Source organism: Nonomuraea dietziae (genome assembly GCF_014195505.1).
Classification (GTDB): Bacteria; Actinomycetota; Actinomycetes; order Streptosporangiales; family Streptosporangiaceae; genus Nonomuraea; species Nonomuraea roseola.
The window spans coordinates 208,098-224,690 of sequence record NZ_JACIBV010000003.1 but is presented as its reverse complement, the minus strand read 5'-3'; the positions used below and the strand labels follow the sequence as shown (position 1 = coordinate 224,690).

At 66.2% G+C, this 16,593-nt stretch carries 13 protein-coding genes and 3 pseudogenes; 7 read left to right on the top strand and 9 right to left on the bottom strand.

The genetic code is table 11. The annotated features are described in order from the left end of the window. Positions 1–567, bottom strand: a complete 567-nt coding sequence (locus FHR33_RS48035; RefSeq protein WP_183662760.1) for a DinB family protein — start codon at positions 565–567, stop codon at positions 1–3. Positions 568–1,411: 844 nt separating this feature from the next. Here FHR33_RS48035 and FHR33_RS48030 point away from each other — a divergent pair. Then, positions 1,412–2,059 (top strand): TetR/AcrR family transcriptional regulator, encoded by a 648-nt coding sequence (locus FHR33_RS48030; RefSeq protein ID WP_183662757.1) that lies wholly within the window; start codon positions 1,412–1,414, stop codon positions 2,057–2,059. 398 nt (positions 2,060–2,457) lie between these two features. Next, positions 2,458–4,065 carry a glycoside hydrolase family 99-like domain-containing protein gene (locus tag FHR33_RS48025; protein ID WP_183662754.1) on the top strand — a complete coding sequence of 536 codons (1,608 nt, stop codon included), beginning with the start codon at positions 2,458–2,460 and terminating at the stop codon, positions 4,063–4,065. Between the two features lie 165 nt (positions 4,066–4,230). Here the strand turns inward: FHR33_RS48025 and FHR33_RS53615 are convergent. Next, positions 4,231–4,485 (bottom strand): annotated as a pseudogene (locus tag FHR33_RS53615) (TetR/AcrR family transcriptional regulator C-terminal domain-containing protein); the annotation flags it as partial. Between the two features lie 149 nt (positions 4,486–4,634). On the opposite strand from FHR33_RS53615, the gene FHR33_RS48015 reads away from it, so the two are divergent. After that, positions 4,635–5,042 (top strand): YciI family protein, encoded by a 408-nt coding sequence (locus tag FHR33_RS48015; protein ID WP_183662741.1) that lies wholly within the window; start codon positions 4,635–4,637, stop codon positions 5,040–5,042. 156 nt (positions 5,043–5,198) lie between these two features. Here FHR33_RS48015 and FHR33_RS53725 read toward each other — a convergent pair whose 3' ends face one another. Then, positions 5,199–5,441: a DUF7737 domain-containing protein gene (locus tag FHR33_RS53725; RefSeq protein ID WP_434094482.1), complete on the bottom strand. Its 243-nt coding sequence runs from the start codon at positions 5,439–5,441 to the stop codon at positions 5,199–5,201. Between the two features lie 432 nt (positions 5,442–5,873). Here FHR33_RS53725 and FHR33_RS48010 point away from each other — a divergent pair, with 432 nt between their 5' ends. Next, complete coding sequence (locus FHR33_RS48010) at positions 5,874–6,686, top strand: SDR family NAD(P)-dependent oxidoreductase (protein WP_183662738.1); 813 nt, start codon at positions 5,874–5,876, stop codon at positions 6,684–6,686. 991 nt (positions 6,687–7,677) lie between these two features. After that, on the top strand, positions 7,678–7,956 hold the full coding sequence (locus FHR33_RS48005; RefSeq protein ID WP_183662735.1) for a sigma-70 family RNA polymerase sigma factor family protein: 279 nt from the start codon (positions 7,678–7,680) through the stop codon (positions 7,954–7,956). Between the two features lie 148 nt (positions 7,957–8,104). Here FHR33_RS48005 and FHR33_RS48000 read toward each other — a convergent pair whose 3' ends face one another. Next, positions 8,105–9,082, bottom strand: coding sequence for a GlxA family transcriptional regulator (locus FHR33_RS48000; RefSeq protein ID WP_221242722.1), 978 nt, complete (start codon positions 9,080–9,082; stop codon positions 8,105–8,107). A gap of 810 nt (positions 9,083–9,892) precedes the next feature. Here FHR33_RS48000 and FHR33_RS47995 point away from each other — a divergent pair. Both FHR33_RS47995 and FHR33_RS53610 read left to right on the top strand, forming a co-directional pair. Then, positions 9,893–13,237 (top strand): AfsR/SARP family transcriptional regulator, encoded by a 3,345-nt coding sequence (locus tag FHR33_RS47995; RefSeq protein ID WP_183662732.1) that lies wholly within the window; start codon positions 9,893–9,895, stop codon positions 13,235–13,237. A 589-nt stretch (positions 13,238–13,826) separates the two neighbouring features. Continuing rightward, a pseudogene (locus FHR33_RS53610) lies at positions 13,827–14,042 on the top strand (histidine kinase); the annotation flags it as partial. A 108-nt stretch (positions 14,043–14,150) separates the two neighbouring features. On the opposite strand, the pseudogene FHR33_RS53605 reads toward FHR33_RS53610, so the two are convergent. The 5 genes and pseudogenes from FHR33_RS53605 to FHR33_RS47975 all read right to left on the bottom strand — a co-directional run. Then, positions 14,151–14,276, bottom strand: a pseudogene (locus tag FHR33_RS53605) (hypothetical protein); the annotation flags it as partial. Then, entirely contained in the window at positions 14,273–14,824 is a 552-nt protein-coding gene (locus tag FHR33_RS51415) for an ABC transporter permease family protein (RefSeq protein ID WP_183663254.1), read from the bottom strand. The pseudogene FHR33_RS53605 and the gene FHR33_RS51415, both read right to left, overlap by 4 nt. Positions 14,825–15,031: 207 nt before the next feature. Then, complete coding sequence (locus FHR33_RS47980) at positions 15,032–15,190, bottom strand: hypothetical protein (RefSeq protein WP_183662729.1); 159 nt, start codon at positions 15,188–15,190, stop codon at positions 15,032–15,034. Between the two features lie 427 nt (positions 15,191–15,617). Beyond that, a complete protein-coding gene (locus FHR33_RS49550) occupies positions 15,618–15,776 on the bottom strand; it encodes a hypothetical protein (protein WP_221242721.1) in 159 nt (52 codons plus the stop codon). Beyond that, a complete protein-coding gene (locus FHR33_RS47975; protein ID WP_376773332.1) occupies positions 15,769–16,458 on the bottom strand; it encodes an RNA polymerase subunit sigma-70 in 690 nt (229 codons plus the stop codon). The genes FHR33_RS49550 and FHR33_RS47975 overlap by 8 nt, the downstream gene beginning before the upstream one ends. Positions 16,459–16,593: the final 135 nt, after the last annotated feature.

The window sequence follows — 16,593 nt, the reverse complement described above, 5'->3', positions numbered from 1 at the left end:
TCACGACGAGACCCGCCGTCCGAACCGCGCCATGAGTCGGTCGCCTGGGCTGGCACCATCGGGAACAGGTAAGGGCGGGCCATGCTGCAAGTGGCTGGTACCGGTGGTCAGGACTAGAGGGAGGAGCTCCAGGACACCAGTGGCCAGCGGCGGCGGAACAGGCTGGTCGCGTCTACAGGACCAGGCGACGTCCCAGGCGTGAACGGTGATCTCCACCGTGCACGCGGCAAGGAGGAGCCCCCGGGGCAGGTAGCGATCACCGATCGCGATAGGGCTGTCCGGGCGCGCACTCGTCGCGGCCACGGCCAGCAGCCTGCGCGTCCGGACGTGGAAGAAGGCAACAGGATCGTCCCCCGTCTGAATGACAGGCTCCCAGCTGATCACCGCTTCGGTGAGGGCCTCGTAGAGGAGTTCAAGCGCGTCGTTCAGGCGCCACAGCAGCGCCTCGACATCTCCGACAGCGCAGGGCGTCGGCTTCGGCAGGTCCTGCGGCCGCACGGGCGTCACGCATTCATGGGCATAGTCGATGGCCGCGCCCAGCAGCCTGACAGCGTAGTCGGTCGGCATATCAATAAAGACCTTGCGACGAGCGAAAGGAATCGCACAAATCCGAGTGTTCCCGATCTTGGATTGTCATGCCACGGTGGGTGCGTTCTCGAACTTGTATCGGGGTGAGCATGCCCAGGCTGCTATGCCGTCGCCGATTGTGAAAGATCTCCAGGCACTCGAAGATCGGTGTCGGCACGCGGCTGACCGTCGTCGAGACCAGCTTCGCCCAGTTGCCACACGACAACGGCCTGCGCCCGGACCTGCCCTTCGGCGGCCATAAGCACAGCGGAATCAGCGTGACCAACGGCCCATGGGGTCTTCACCGCTTCACCGAACTGCAGGTCCTCACCAGTCCAGCGAGAGTCGCGGGAACATCGAAGAACGTGCGGCAGGCCGGTTAGGGCCCTCCTTCCTCTGCCAACCAACCGGCGGAAATGGCGTCGGCATGGGCCCAAGGGTGAGCTCTGCCGCCCGGCGTCATCGCAGCCGAGATCGGCATCCCCAAGACGGGCGGCGAAGTGGAATTCGCCGCCCGTCCAGGTCGCGTGCTTGTCCTGACAGGGTCTGTCCATGACGGCTCTGGCACGAACACGGTGGTGACCAGTGGTTTCCTCCTCGGGCACGTTCGATGGTGACTGCGCTGCTTCCGGCCAGTGTCTTCAGCATGGAGATCTCCATGACGCACTGCAGACGTCCCGGCGCATGCATGGACAGCCTGCGCCAGTGCCTCGAGGACCAGGTCGTCTTCGCGGGAGGAGCCGCTGAGCACGGCGGCCACAAGATCGGCTGAGCGAATCCCGGCGCAATCTCTTCGGCCAGACTCACAAGTCTGCTCTTACGGGCCCTCGCGTATGCTGACGCCATGAGTGCAGCCGTCGCGGGGCGTGGACGGATCGACAAGCGGCAGGCGATGCTCGCTGCCGCGTTCGCCGTTTTCGCCCGTGCGGGATACGCCCAAGCCAGTGTGGACGTGATCGCGGGGGAGGCGGGTGTGGCCAAGGCCACCGTGTACAGCCACTTCGGTGACAAGGAGACCCTGCTCCGTGAGGCCATCGCCGCCTCGGCCGACCAGGCGCTGGCCGACAACCTGGCTGCGGTCCACCAGCTCACAGATGGTGGGCACGATCTTCGCGCAACCCTCGAAGGCGTCGGCCTCCGCCTGCTCCGGTGCTACTGCGACGAGCGATCCTGGGCACTACGCCGGCTGCTGTCTGCTGAGATCAACCAGTTCCCCGACCTGCTCGACATCATCCACACGCGCGCGGCCGACCGTATCACCGAAGCCCTGGCCGACAGGCTCGCCCGCCTGACCATCACGGGGCACCTGCACACTCCCGATCCGCTCTTGGCCGCCGAACAGTTCTTCGCCCTGCTGACCGGCCCGATGGACAAACGCGCACGCCTCGGCACGCGCCACGTTCCCACTACCGAACTGCGCGGCCTCTCTCGCGCGGCCGTGAACACCTTCCTGCAGGCGTTCACTGCCGCCGACTCGCGGCCTGTTGAGTGAGCATGCCGCCTCCCACACGACCCCGTTCTCTTTCCGACAGGCAGGCACCATCGGCGGCACCGACCCGGGAGAACTAGGAAGTCTCCATGCTCGCCCTGCACCTGCGGCAGTCGGCCCTGGTCTTCGTATTCACCATCCTGGTTCGGTCGCGTTGCACGCGACATCCCGCCGAGCCGACCGCAGCCATGGTCACAGAGGCTTCCGACATGTAAGAAGGACGGCCTTTACCTCAGGACTCCATCAGAAGCACTGCTGCCCGTCTGAGCAGCTTTCCTGCCATTCCGACTACTCGGAAGCCGATCACGTCCACCACGCCATGCCTCCGGGCTACTCTCTCCGGTCACAACGAGTCGAGCGAATGGGATCCCGTGAGAAGTGTCTGGAGGGTAGGAGCCGCGATGGTGATCGCCGCTGCCCTGCTGATGGCTGGTCCCACCGCACCGGCCGGGAATGCGGAGGCCACCACGGTGGCGGCCAAGGTCACCGATCCGGTGCCCATGATGGAACTGCTGGCACCGGGCGGGAAAGGCCGGCTGTACACGTTGTCGACCGCAGAGGCGGCCGCGGCGGTGAGCCTCTACGGGTTCACCCGGCAGGCCGGACAGGTCGGCCACTGGCGAATGGCCGCGTTCACCGGCTCCCAGCCCGTCTACCGACTACGCTCCGGATCCTCCTACCTGCTCACAGCATCGGCCTCGGAGCGCGACAGCCTGGCGGCCACCGGACGGTTCGAGGTCGAGGGCGTCGCCGGTCATCTGGCGCAACGGCATACGGCCGGCACCAAGCGGCTAATGCGCTTCAGCAGGTCAGGAGAATGGCGAGTGGCCTTCGAGGACCACAGCCAGGAGTTGATCGCCGCCGGGTACCGCGTCGACAGGGCACTCGGCTGGGGGCACCCCGAGTGGATTCGCGCCGGAGCCATCTATTTCGGCACGTTCAACCCGAAGTCCACCAGCGTCATTACCGCCACGAAGAACGTCTTCGGACGCGCCGGCGACTGGTGGGGCGGCGTACGCGACTTTTCCGGCGCCGATCCGGCCGTACCGAAGAACACCCAGGGTTGGGCCGGGGATTTCTCGCATCTGAAGCCAGAGATCGGGTTCTACGATGACTCCCAGCCGGAGACCCTGGAGAAGCACATCGCCCAGGCAACCGGAGCGGGACTCGACTTCTTCCAGTTCTACTGGTACTGGAAGAGCGCTCTGCAAACTTCCCCCGAGCAGTTCGAGGCATCACTGGCCGCCTTCAGCCAAGCCCGCAATCGCACTAACATCGACTTCGCACTGACCGTGTGCGCCCATCCATGGGACGGCCTGCAGATCCCCACAAGCGACTACACCACCGTCGCCAAACGGCTCGCCGGTACATTCTTCAACCAGTCCAACTACCTGCGCGCCAACGATGGGCGGCTGATCCTGGGACTGTGCGACCAACGCGGGCTCGGCGACGGCAGCGACGCCGACACGCGCTCCTTTATCGACGCCGTCCGCCGGCAGGCCAAAGCCATGCTGAATGAGGACGTGCTCGTACTCGGCTACTGGGAGGCCATGCTCGACCCAGCAGCACCCGCACGATGGGGAGCCGACGGCGCCTACTGCGGAGTGCGTATCGACCAGGTCAAGAGCTACAACGACTACATCGCTGCGATGCCGGCATACTTCGGCGCCACACCCCCGCAGTTCATGCGGTGCGCGGCTGCAGGCTTCGACGAGCGTCCCCGCTACCCGCTCCTCATCCCAGACCGGACGAAGATCCGTTACTACACGGACCAGACCCCGGCGCTGTTCGCTCAAGGCCTGAACCAGATCCGAGCCGACATCGCGAGCTCCCACCACATCTCCGCTGTGGACAACTTCGTGAGCATCTACGCCTGGAACGAGTGGCACGAGGGCGGCATCATCGAGCCCAACGCAAGAGACGGCTGCCTGTATCTCGGGCTCATCCACGACCAGCTCAACCTGCAGAAGGGAGCCTCCTGCGGGACTCAGTCCACACGCCCATTCTGACAGCGAGCAACATGCCGCGAGCGATCTCCGTTTCCTGCCGCGCCGGCGCCGCGCCGTGACATGGTCGCTCACCGGCACGAGGCTTGCTGTTGTGCCAGCAGACACCGCGATCCTGGTCAACGGTGGCCGCGCAGTTCGGCAGTGGGAACCTGGCTTGCCGAGGCGTGCGCGTTTGTCCATCGGGCCGGTCAGCCGGGCAAAGAACTGTTCGGCGGCCAAGAGCGGATCGGGACTGCGCAGGTGCCCCGTGACGGTCAGGCAGGCGAGCCAGTCGGCCACGCGCGTGTAGATAATGTCGAGCAAGTCGGGGAACTGGTTGATCTCAGCAGACAGCAGCCTGTCACTCACGGTGTCCGTGACCTCGCCGCTGGTGAGCGCCTCCCGCTCACCGGCCAGGTCCCACCCGCCGCGGCCGCACATACGTCCAGAACTCCGACCCGAACAACGGCCCGCCAGCGGGAGGAAAGTCAGCGCGCCGCAGCGCCGCCCGATGTCGAGAAACGCCGCACGGTTTCGTCTCCGCAGTGAGCACGGCCCACAATGGGCGTAGCGCACCAAAGGAGAACGTGATGGCCAAGTACCTGATCCTCCAGCACTACCGGGGCGCGCCGGCAACGGTCAACGACGTGCCCATGGACCGGTGGACGCTGTCGGAGCTGTCCGCCCACAACCAGTACATGCGCGACTTCGCCGACAGGCTCGAGGACACCGGCGAGTTCGTCGACCGTCAGGCACTCTCCCCGCAGGGCACGTTCGTCCGCTTCGACGGCGAAGGCCGGCCACCGGTCACCGACGGCCCGTTCGCCGAGACCAAGGACCTGATCGCCAGCTGGACGGTGATCGACGTCGAGACCTACGAGCGGGCGCTGGAGCTGGCCAGCGAGCTGTCGGCGGCTCCTGGCGCGGGCGGCAAGCCGATCCAGGAGTGGCTCGAGGTGCGCCCGTTCCTGGTCATGCCGCCGACCATCACGGAGTGACGCATGGTGGATGAGGCCCTGCTGCACGGGCTGGTCACCGTGGCCTGGCGCAAGTTCCTCGACGCCGCCCGCGCCGACACCTCCCGGCGCCACCGCAAGGGGTGATCACTCCTGATTACCCGATAGGCCGGGTTGCTTCATACATCCCAACAGGTTTCAGAATGAGGTCAGGCTCCGGGCGCACACCTCAGAACGAATGACGGTCACCCTTGGTGAGCTGGGTCTGGCGGGCAATGGACGGATTGAGCCGAGATGGATCTTGTAGGTGCTCAGGTCGCCGTGGAGGCGGAGGAACCGCTCTCTGAGTGCGCATCTGTCAGCGACGGCCAGGCGGGGTAGCGTCGCGCAGGGTCTGCGACAGCACCATCGGGGCGAATTTCCAGCGCGCGACCATGCCACCGGGCAGCTCACGGGTGGCGTCGGCCTGACCGGAACCGTTCAGGTGGGCGTCGTCGGGATACCGATACAGGCAGCCAGCTGCGATGTTCTGCAGGGAGCCCGTGGACCAGGGGAACGAGCTTGACGAAAGACACCACAGGGTGGACGGTCAGGTCGATCGTCTCGTCCAGGTCTCGATCTGCCTGTCGCCGATCAGCAGCAGGTAGACGTTACGGCGAACGCGGCCTCGGCGGCGCCAGCCTGCTTCTCCCAGTCCTTTCGCGCATGAACCATCTGACTAGACTGGCGAGTATGGTTCAATAGACTTACTCGTACGCTTACGGCAGTGGCGGAGATGAGCTGTCGCGACGGGCGACCGAGTGGCCAGGCCCCGTGTACAGCCGTGGGAATCGCAGATGAGATGGCAAGGACGCCGATTCGATGAAGACTTATGTGATCACCGGTGGCACTGACGGCATCGGTGCGGCGCTGGCCCGCGCGTTGTTCTCCCGAGGCGACCGGGCCGTGATGATCGGGACTGATCCGGCGAAGGGCGAACGACTCGAGTCGGAGGCCGACTCGGCGCTAGGCAAGGCGGTGTTCGTCCAGGCTGACCTCAGCCTGGTCTCGAACACCCGCCGCACAATTGACAAGCTGGCCGAGGAGTATCCGGCCATCGACGGCGTGGTGCTGTGCGCACGTTTCATGCGGTCCTACCGGTCGATGACCGCCGAGGGACTTGAGGACAACTTCGCCCTGTTCTACCTCAGCCGCCTGCTGTTCAGTTACGGGTTGCTCGGCCCGCTGGAGAAGACGGACCGGCCGGTGATCGTGAACGTCGCCGGTCCCGGCCATGACACACCGGTCGCCTGGGACGATCTGCAGAGCGCCCGCCGGTACGACCTGGTGCACGCGATGTTCATGACCGGACGCTTGAACGATCTGCTCGGAGTGACCTTCGCCGAGCGGCACGACGGAGGACCGGTGCGGTATGTGCTCTTCCACCCCGGCACCACGGCGACCAGCTACGCGGGAGAGTTAGATCCGCAGACCGAGGCCTACCTTCGGCAACAGAAGATGATGGCCAAACCCCCAACCGAGGTGGTCCCGCCGCTCCTCCGGCTGCTCGACGATCCGCCGAAGCCGCCCTTGACCGCGTTCAACCTGTTCACCGAGCTTAATGTGCACACCAAGCTGTTCTCCGCGACGGACGCGGAAAGGCTGTCCCGTGTCACTGATGAGCTGCTGGCCAGAGTCACCCGGTAGTCCAAGCGGCCCAGGCGGCCCATCCCGGAAGTCTTTGTTGCGTAGTCGCCGGAAGGCCGAGCGGAAGGATCAGCCCCCTGCTGGCGCCTCGCCGCTTGGCCTCCCCAGCTACCCGCCGCGCAAGTTCCAGAACCTCGTTGTGGTGGCGGCTTTAGCCTGAACCAGACCACCTTTACCGAGGCCGCACACCACATCGTTTCCCCCTGGAGGCGCTGCCGTGGTCAGAACCGCGCTGCGGATGCTTCATCTGCCCACACCTGGGTTCGGCCGGTGATTCCTGGCTGCACCCCTCAAAGGACCCCGAAGGCCGCGGGTCTCCTGCAAACACTTTCCTCAACCAACCCGGCGCGCGTATCCGCTGTCTGGCCAACTTCGGGGTACTCCACTCGATGTAGTCCGGGGTCGATACTCCGGTCTCCGCAGCTCCGGCATCGGGTATACCCGGGGGCGTCGGTCTTGGGATGAGCCTGCCGACCTGGCCCCGGGTCGTGGAGCGCGGGCGACGCGGAAGGTCCGGAAACCTGGAATGGTGGTCTGGTTAGCCTCTGGACCCGCTGCCGTTTCGGGGTGCAGGTGGTTCTTCAACAAGCTCGCCGTGTTCGCTGAGTTCGAAATCGACCTGCTGCGCATGAGAACCGCGAGGGCATGGCCGTCGCCAAGGCCAAGGGCAACCTCCGCGGCAAACAGCCCAAACTGTCCGCGCGACAGCATGCCGAACTCCGCCGCATGCACGACTGAGGCGCCTACACCATCGCAGACCTCGCCGAGGTGTTCTCCGTCTCCCGCCCCCCGTCTACCGGGTCCTGGATCGCCCCGAACCGCCCAGGCGTAAAGCCCCGCCACGTAACCAACCATCACGCAGAGCTACCTTGCGGCTGGTGGCACGGACCCGCGCGGGAGCCAGATCCGGGGCCGCCCGCCGCGAGTCCCGGCTGCCGACTCGCCAGGTCGCCGTGCTCGTCTTGTGCGATAGCCCGGGTGCCGCGCGAGCGTGGTGGCCGACACGCTCATGGGACGATTCATCCACGCCAACGAGTTCGGGGATGTTGACACGCTGGTCGCCTTGCTTACCGACGATGTCTATGCCTCCCTGCCGCCGATTCCCCTCGAATACCAGGACCGCGACGTCGTGGCCCTGATATTCGCCTGCATTTTCAACTCGTGCGGGAGGGCTGACCTCGTGCCGACGAGGGCCAACGGCCAGCCGGCGTTCGGGCCTCCTTTCGTGCCTCCGCCGGCATGCGCCATGGAAGCGGCTTGTTCGTCCTGAGCCTCACCGGCGACCGGATCTGCGCCCTCACGCGCTTCGACAGCAGCGCGTTCCCCTCATTCGGGGTGCCCCGGTCGCTGCCCGACCGAGAGCCAGCGGCCGAGTGCGCATTCGGCCATTGTGGCGGGTCGTCGCCCGGGAACATCCTTCACTGACGTGGGCTATGGGCGCTCGCAGACCGTTGGCGCCGGCGGTAGTCGGTCGGGGAGATGCCATGGCGCTTGACGAACTGGGTGCGGAGCACACCGTTGGAACGGAACCCTACGCGACTGGCGATCTCGCGGATCGACAAGGTCGTGGTCGCCAGCAGTTCTTCCGCGAGGTCAATCCTCTGATCGGTCAGCCATGCGTAGGGGGTGGTGCCGGTAGCGGCCTGAAATCGGCGGGCGAAGGTACGAGGGCTCATCAAGGACTGTTTGGCCAGCTCACTGACCAACAGCCGCTGGCTCAGGCGGGTGCGTGCCCAGACGAGCAGGTCGGCCAGCCGCGCGTCCTCATCGTTGACGAGCGACCGGGTGCCGCTCTCCGAAGGGCTGGGAAAATACTGTGTCTGTCCGTTTTCGTGACGCGGTGCGACCATCCACTCTCCGGCCACGGCGTTGGAAACGGCCACGCCGTGCTCGCGACGCAGAAGATGCAGGCACATGTCGATGCCGGCGGCCGCACCGGCCCCGGTGACCACCTGACCTTCGTCAACGTACAGAGCGTCGGTCTCCACGGTGATCGTCGGATGGCGGAAGGCCAGGTAAGCGGCCAAGGACCGATTCGTCGTGGCACGCATGCCGTCGAGCAGGCCGCTCTCGGCCAGCATGAACGAGCCCGCGCAGTAGGCCGCGATGAGGGACCCTCTGTGATACGCGTTCACCAGTGCTTGGTTGAGGGCCGCGGATCGAGGAAGCGGGCGGTACTCAGTGGGCAGCACAATGACCAGGTCGGCGTTCACCATCGTCTCCAGCCCATGCTGGATCGGCATGCACATGCCGACGTCAGTGTTCAAGACACCGGCGCTGTCGGAGCAGACGGAGAAATCGAACCGCGGTAATCCCAGATGGCTCCGGTCCGCGAAGAGGCCGCTGACAGCGCTGAGCCCGAACGCGCTGACTCCGGCGGGGGCATAGGCCACCACAGAGCGGAAAGGAGTCTGCAGCTTCCTGATGGGAAGCCCATGTGGTTGGCGGCCTTCATGAGGGTGTCGCTGTAGCCAAGCTCGGCTTACTGGGGACCACGGTGGTGATCCGTCCTTGAGCACCGTGGAATCTCCTTTCGTACGAGGCGGAGGTCACTGACCAAGGCGGCTGATCACGGCGAGCACGGTTGCGGCTCGGCTCGTCAAATACGCAAAGCGATGCCGCGGAGAAGATCGCCGTGATCACAGCGCCGGAGGCATGCAATGAGTGTCGGCTCAGGCGTGGTGGTTGTGGCCGCGGGTTGGTGCTCAACGCTGGGGTCTACGTCACCTCATGCGTTGAGCGCGGCGGAGTCGTCGTGGACGTTCCCGTCGCTCCAGCACCCGCTGCAGTGCGTCTTGTCGGGTTCCGATACACCCCATAAGACCGATGCGCCTCGATACACCGGAAGAGCGGGTAGCCGGTGCACTCCCACGATCAATACCTCAATCTCTGAACTCTTCTTCTGGCAGGAGACCGAATGGATTCTTCGCGATCAGCCCCTGACGACTCATATTTCTGCCATCCGGCGTCGTATTGATGTCGTTTCGCTGTCGCCTGACTGATCCATCCGCCTTTCGCTAGCGGACGCCTCCCCCAGAGGCCTGCGGCTGTCTCGCCGATCTACGCCGGCCCAATACGCTGGGCCGAAGCCGTCATGCCGTCACGAGGTGCAGCGCGAGGATCACGTGGCGCATCGGCACTTTCATGGCAATAGCCCATACTGCGAACCGTGTGTTCTTCCTGGGAAAATATGGCATCGTTCCGGCATGGGGACGCGGTTCGGTGTGCTGGGCAATCTTGAGGTGGTGCGCGATGGGGTCACGGTGGCCGTGCCGGCGCTCAAGCAGCGGATTGCCCTGGCCACCTTGCTCTTGCAGGCTAATCAGCACGTATCGTTCGATCAGCTCGCCGAACACATGTGGGACGGACGAGAGACGCCCGACGATGCACGGGCTGCCGTTACGACGCACATCGGCAGGTTGCGGCGTACCCTGCTCCGCCGTGGTGACGACCAGCAACTGATCCACACCCGGGATGAGGGATATGTCCTCAAGCTCGCACCGGAGGACCTCGACGTCACCGTCTTCCTTGACCTCGTCAACCGGGCAAAGCGCGCGGGCCAGACCGGCGACGAGGCCGATGAGGCCGATCTGCTCCAGCAAGCACTGGACTTGTGGCGCGGCCCTGCCCTTGTCGATGTGCCGTCGGAGTCGCTGCATCGCGACCACGTTCTGGTGCTGAACGAACAGCGGGTACAGGCCCTGGAGCGCTGGTTCGAGCTCGAGCTGCGGTCCGGACACCATGATGAGATCGTCGTGAAGCTCAAAGCGGCCACGTCGGCGCACCCACTGCGCGAGCGTTTGTGGGCCCAGCTCATGCTCGCGCTCTATCGATCAGGTCTTCAGGCTGAGGCGCTCAAGGCCTACCACACAGTCGGCAACGTGCTTCGGCAGGAGCTGGGTGTCGATCCCAGCGACGAGCTGCGGAAGCTGCATCACGACATCCTCACCGGCAATCGCACCCTGCTGATGCCTCCTACGGTGAGCAGCGTGGCCGCCATTCCCGGGCAGCTGAATGCCGAGGCGGCGCAGCGCCCACGAACCACCGGCTCCACCTCCGCCCCATCAACAGTGCCTCCCCGGCAGCTGCCTCCCGACATCGCACACTTCACCGGCCGCCTCGCCCAGCTGGCGACGCTGGAGAAACTCCTACCCGTGTCCGGCGGTCAGGCACCACGGCCGATCATCCTCGACGGCACCGCGGGAGTCGGCAAGACCACTTTGGCCGTCCATTGGGCGCATCTGGCCCGCGACCACTTCCCGGACGGCCAGCTGTACCTCGATCTGCGCGGTTTCGGACCCGATGCGCCGGTGGAGCCCGCCGCCGCTGTGGAGCTGCTGCTGCGGGCATTGGGAGTTGTGGCAGAGCAGCTCCCGACCGAGCTGGACGCGCGGTCGGCCCTGCTGCGCACCTTGATGGCGAGGCGGCGCATGCTGATACTGCTCGACAACGTCCGCGACGAGGCGCAGGTACGCCCCTTGCTTCCCGGTGGGGAATCACAGACGTTGATCACCAGTCGCAGCCAGCTGCGCGGGATGTTCGCGCGAGAAGGCGCGTTCCGCGTCACCCTCGACGTCTTCTCGCCGGATGAAGCTCATTCCCTGCTGGCCGCGCTCTTGGACGAAGGTCGCCTCCGTGCCGCTCCCCGGGCGGAGACGGAACTCGGCGAACTATGCTCCCGTCTTCCCCTGGCCCTCAGTATCGCGGCGGCCAACCTCGACGCCAACCCGCACCTGAACCTGGACGACTATGTGAGCGAACTTCGCGAAGGCAACCGTTTGGTCGCGCTGGAAGCCGGAAATGACCAGGCAGCAGCCGTGCGCGCCACCTTGGACCTGTCCTACACGGCCCTGCCTGAGCCACAGCGCAAGCTGTTTCGCCTGCTGGGGCTGCTCCCGGGCACGGACTTCACCGCAGAGGCCACAGCCGCGCTGGTCGGCTGTTCGAACGCCGAGGCAAGACGAAGGCTGGACATGCTCGCCTCCTTCCATCTGATCCGCCTGCACGGTCCCGGCCGCTACACCTTTCATGACCTGCTCCGCCTCTACGCCACCGAGCACGCCCTCTCTGACGAAACCGCCGACGAGCTGCTGGAAGCCAGGCAGCGCCTCTACAACTGGCACCTCCACAGCGTTCTGGCCGCTGCCCGGTTGCTCCACCCTCACTGGGTACGGCTGCCGCCACCACCGCTCATGAGCGCCGTGACGCCGGCGGCCTTCGACACTCAGGAGCGCGCCGTGGCGTGGTTGGAGGCAGAGGTCACCAATCTCGTGGCGATGATCCATGACGCCTCGGGGTGCGGTCAGCGCGAGATCGTGTGGCAGCTGACGGACGCACTACGCGGCCACTTCTGGATGAGCAGACGCCTGGAGAACTGGCTCGCCTGCGCCCAGGCTGCCCTCGCCGCCGCCATCGCAGCCGGTGATCCGGCGGCCGAGGCGGTGATCCAGCTGAGCCTGGCCAACGTCCAAACGTTCCATGACCGGCCTGAATTGTCGATGCAAGCGTACGCGCGCGCCTTGTCGCTCGCCGAGGAGATCGCCTGGCTGGACTGCCAGAACTTCGCCCTTGCCGGGCTGGCCAACGCCTACCTACGCCTGGGGTATCCGCAACAGGCAGTCGAGCATCTCAACAGAGCCCTCACCCGGCGAACGGACCGCGAACGTGGCTTGGAGAGCTATCTCAACAACCTGGCGGTCGCCTACAACCATCTAGGGCAGTTGGAGCTCGCCCTCGACTATCTCGGCCAGGCCATGAAGCTCGCCAACGACATCCCCGCCGTCCACCTCTGCAACATGGGGGACGTCAAGTACGGCCTGGGACGACTACACGAGGCGGCCCAGCACCTCTACGAGGGCCTCTCCCTCAGCCGCCAGTCGGGTGATCGCGGTGTAGAGCTGGAGTGCCTGGTCCTGCTAGCCGCCGTCCACTGCGATCTCGGGCACTATCCCAAGACCCTCGAACTCGCTGCCCAAGCATTGGCGATGAGCCAAGACCTGGAGGACCGCCTCCTCGAGGCCGGCGCTCTGAACGTCATGGGCGCGGTCCATCACGAACTCGGTCGATACCACCAGGCGCAGGAATACCGCCAACAGGCTCTCGACGCGTCGAAACAGGGCAATCATCGCCACCCCGAAGTAGCCAGCCTGATCGGCCTGGCCACGACCGCCAGAAGCCTCGGCCGCCTCCCAGAAGCCGCGGCACACGCCGAACAGGCCTACACAATCGCCCGCGATCGCTCCTTCCGCATCCTGGAGGGCCTGGCCCTGACCGCGCTCGCGGAAACCAGCATCGCCCGTGGTGCGCGAGCCGAAGCCATCTCCCAGGCACATCAGGCTCTGGCCCTGCATCGCGCGACGGGCCACCGTCTCGGTGAAGCCCGAGCCCTTCGTGCGCTTGGCGACGCGATCTTCGAAGAGCGCGGTGTCCGCGCCGCGGCACCGTACTGGCGACAAGCGTTCGCGCTGTTCTCCGCAGTCGGCAGCCCCGAAGCCGCCGACGTCGATCTCCTGGTTCAGGAGAAGGACAACGGTCTGCCCCGAGAGATGTGATGCTTCGAGCACGGCGCTCGCCGGAAGGCTCGGTTGCTGGGACAGTACGGCCGCTCATCGGCGAGGCAGTCAGTGGGGATCACGGTGGCGTCGACTATGGCGGACACAAACTAGAAGGCAGTGAGCTGCATATTCAAGCCGTTACCACCGGAGAGCGAACTGCGACGATCGCACTCGGGGCCGAAGCCGAACGCTGTTGCCCGTCCACGCAAGAACCTCTCGAGCGGCTGCAGCCGACGTAGCCTGGAGTGCATGTCCTTGGCGGCCTTCGCCGGCCGGGTGAGGTGTTCGTGGATCGGTGATCTCGCGCCGGCCGTCCTGGTGCTCGTGCTGGAGTTGCCTGACGCTCTTGTGGCGTCGGGCCCGAAGCCACGTTGCTGACAGTGGGCGCGGCCGGGCTCATGGTGCTGAGCCGACGGCACGCGGTTTTCACGGCCTTGCTCGTCGGTGCACTGTACGTGATAAGCAGACAACCGCCCAGCTATGACGCTCCGGTCAGCGCCGTGCTCATCGCGCTCTACCAGGTGGGCAGCCGCTCCTCGGCTACCGCGTCGGCAGGGGTCGCCGTGGCAGGCGTGGCAGCCTCCTGGTGGCTGCACGGCCAGGCGATTGCGCAGGAGCACCTGCCGGCGGCCCTGTCGACCAGGGTGATACCGGCGACGCCGATAGCGGTGGACTACATCGTGCGCCTGCGCACGGAGCTGTCGCGCCGCAGGGAGCAGCAGGTGGCCGAGAGGAAGGCCGGCGCATTGCCCGCGAGCTGCACGACGTGATCGCCCACCATGTCAGCGTGGTCAACCTCTACATGGGCGTGGCCAGCAGGATGATCCCGATCGATGGTGAACGGGCGGCGAATCCGCAGCACTCGCCGTACCGTCAGCAGGCTCGCCAGCAGGGTCACCGCCAGGGTGAACAGCAAGGTCCACAAGGCCGGGAGCGGTCGGTAAATCACCTCGAACGACACGCTCACCACGCCGAAGTCGCGCAATCGCGCGCCCACCAGGGGAGCGACCAACACCCCGAGCGGTACCGTCATCACGGTGGCGACCAGGGAGAACAGCAGCCCTTCTGCGAGCAGCAGCAGCCGGATCTGCCCCGGGCGGCCCCGACGGCCCGTAGGATCGCGATCTCTGTGCTCCTGCGCCGGATCGACGCTCCCATGGCGCCAGCGACCATGCCTACCGCGATGAGCCCCATCATGTACACCAGGAACCACAACACGTTGTACCCGTCTGCCGGCGCAGCACCGGGCGGCAGGTCCCCCTCGGCGGCGCCCCGGTCCGCACCCGTCGCGATGCGGAATGCCTGTGCCTGCGGCGGGTTGTACGGCTCCATGGCCCGGGTGACGGCTTGCTGGAACTCGTGCGGGTTGGCTCCGGCATGGGGCACAACACCCAGCGTGTCGAACCTGCTAGGGTGCCCGGCCAGCTCGGCAGCGTGGTCGTCGGTGAAGAACAGGGCGGACTGATGCCGCCACGGAGCTGCCGTCGCCGCGACTCCGACCACCCGGTACGTCCGTGAGACTCCGGCGACCCGCACCTCCACCCGCTCGCCCACGGCCACCTTCGCCGCCCCGGCCAGCCGCATCCAGGACGACTCCGCCCGCCGTCTGCGGTGGCTTGCCCTGCCGGATGCCGAACGGCGTCAGCCGGGCACTTCCCCAGCCGTGCCCTAACGGGCTGGGGCACTGGTCGCCCGCGACGTGCACCAGGTCACCGCGCACGAAGAGCGGCGCGACCACCAAGAGCTCAGGCATCACTGCGGCCACCTGGGGCAACGCATCGACCGCCGCCATCAGGCGAGGCGGTACCGGATACCACCGGTGGTGATGACCATCGGGGTTGCGGCGTACCGCTCTATGGCGGGCCGCTGCCGCTCGGTCGAGTCGACAGCGAACCAGAGCGCGCTGACCACAGTGGCGGAGATGACGAGCCAGATCAGCGTTCCTATCACGCTGCCTGGATGCCATCGCAATGTCCGCCACGCCATCCACACCAAGGAGACCTCCACGGGCCATGCCCGCCTCCGTGGCGAGCTGTCACCGCTCCAGCCTCCCGCCGACACCCGCACGCATCGTCCCTCTCCCGAAGGATCTCCAAGAGGTACCTCAGACCCCCACCACCTGGCTTGAGGTACCCGACTCCCACGACCTTCTCTGCGGGACGCGCCCTCTTGGCCGCTCGGAACCGGAGAGGCTGAACCTCCAGCACATCACCGCCAGCCCCAGCCAAATCGGCGACATCGCCGCGCAGCTCAAGGGGGCGTCGCCCCTTCCACGCCGAGCGCCAAAGCCGCTGCCGCCAAACGTCCCAGCCCGCCGCCATGCGGCGACCAGCCCGTCGGCGGCCATGGCGAGCGGCCCGACAGCGGTGGCTCGCGCTCAGTGCGCCTGCTCGTCCAGACAGGCGACAGGCCGCGGCACCAGCCGCCAGCGGCCGAGGGATCCCAACACATGCCTGGCCAGGAACGGCAGGCACGTCGCCATGCCGTCGAACCAGGCGCCGACCGCCGTCGCCTCCAAGGCGACGCCGTCACGCAAGGATCTTCTGCAGGGCGGCCGCGTCCGACTTCTCAAAGGCCTCCATATACCTCTCCAGCAGTACACGTGCCTGCGGATCCGACGGCTCGAGGACGTGATCCGTGCTTGGCGCGGCCTCCTCCAGCGCGGCGCGGGCCCGCTGGAGCAGGCTCTTGACCGCCGGAACGCTCGTACCCAGCATCTGCGCGACCTCGGCGGCGGGAAACGCCAGGACTTCCCGGAGGATGAGCACAGCACGCTGCCTCGCCGGCAGATACTGCAGACTGGCGATCAGTGCCAGGCGCACACTTTCCCGCGCCGTGACGATGGCTGCCGGATCCTGCGACTCCGGTTCCACGAGCGCGTCGGGCATCGGCTGTATCCATGGGACATCAGCGTCGGCGGAGGGCGGCGGCGAGTACGGATCGTCGCCGGGGTCCATGAGGCCCGACGGCAAGACTTTGCGGCTTGCGTGATCCAGGGCAGTCAGGCACGCGTTGGTAGCGATGCGATAGAGCCAGTTGCGCACCGATGACCTGCCCTCGAACCGCTCGAACGCCCGCCAGGCACGCAAATATGTCTCCTGCACCAGGTCCTCGGCATCGTCCAGAGATCCGAGCATGCGATAGCAGTGAGCGAGCAGTTCGCGGCGATAGGGATCGGTGCTGCTGACGAAATCAAGGGTGGAGTCGTCGCTGAACACTGTCCGATTTCCCCTTTTGCACAGGTCGAGGGGACCCTGTCTCCGGCTTGCGCTTGTGGCGCCGGGGTCAGACGTTCGGTAATACGAAGGCCGACGCCGATCGGATGGGAACGGCGAGAGCGGCTCGTACGCCCG

Excerpts from the sequence above, each read along its gene's own strand:
- FHR33_RS48035 (WP_183662760.1), bottom strand. The coding sequence starts at position 567 with ATGCCGACCGACTACGCTGTCAGGCTGCTGGGCGCGGCCATCGACTAT.
- FHR33_RS48030 (WP_183662757.1), top strand. The coding sequence starts at position 1,412 with ATGAGTGCAGCCGTCGCGGGGCGTGGACGGATCGACAAGCGGCAGGCG.
- FHR33_RS48025 (WP_183662754.1), top strand. The coding sequence starts at position 2,458 with ATGGTGATCGCCGCTGCCCTGCTGATGGCTGGTCCCACCGCACCGGCC.
- FHR33_RS48015 (WP_183662741.1), top strand. The coding sequence starts at position 4,635 with ATGGCCAAGTACCTGATCCTCCAGCACTACCGGGGCGCGCCGGCAACG.
- FHR33_RS47995 (WP_183662732.1), top strand. The coding sequence starts at position 9,893 with ATGGGGACGCGGTTCGGTGTGCTGGGCAATCTTGAGGTGGTGCGCGAT.
- FHR33_RS51415 (WP_183663254.1), bottom strand. The coding sequence starts at position 14,824 with ATGCGGCTGGCCGGGGCGGCGAAGGTGGCCGTGGGCGAGCGGGTGGAG.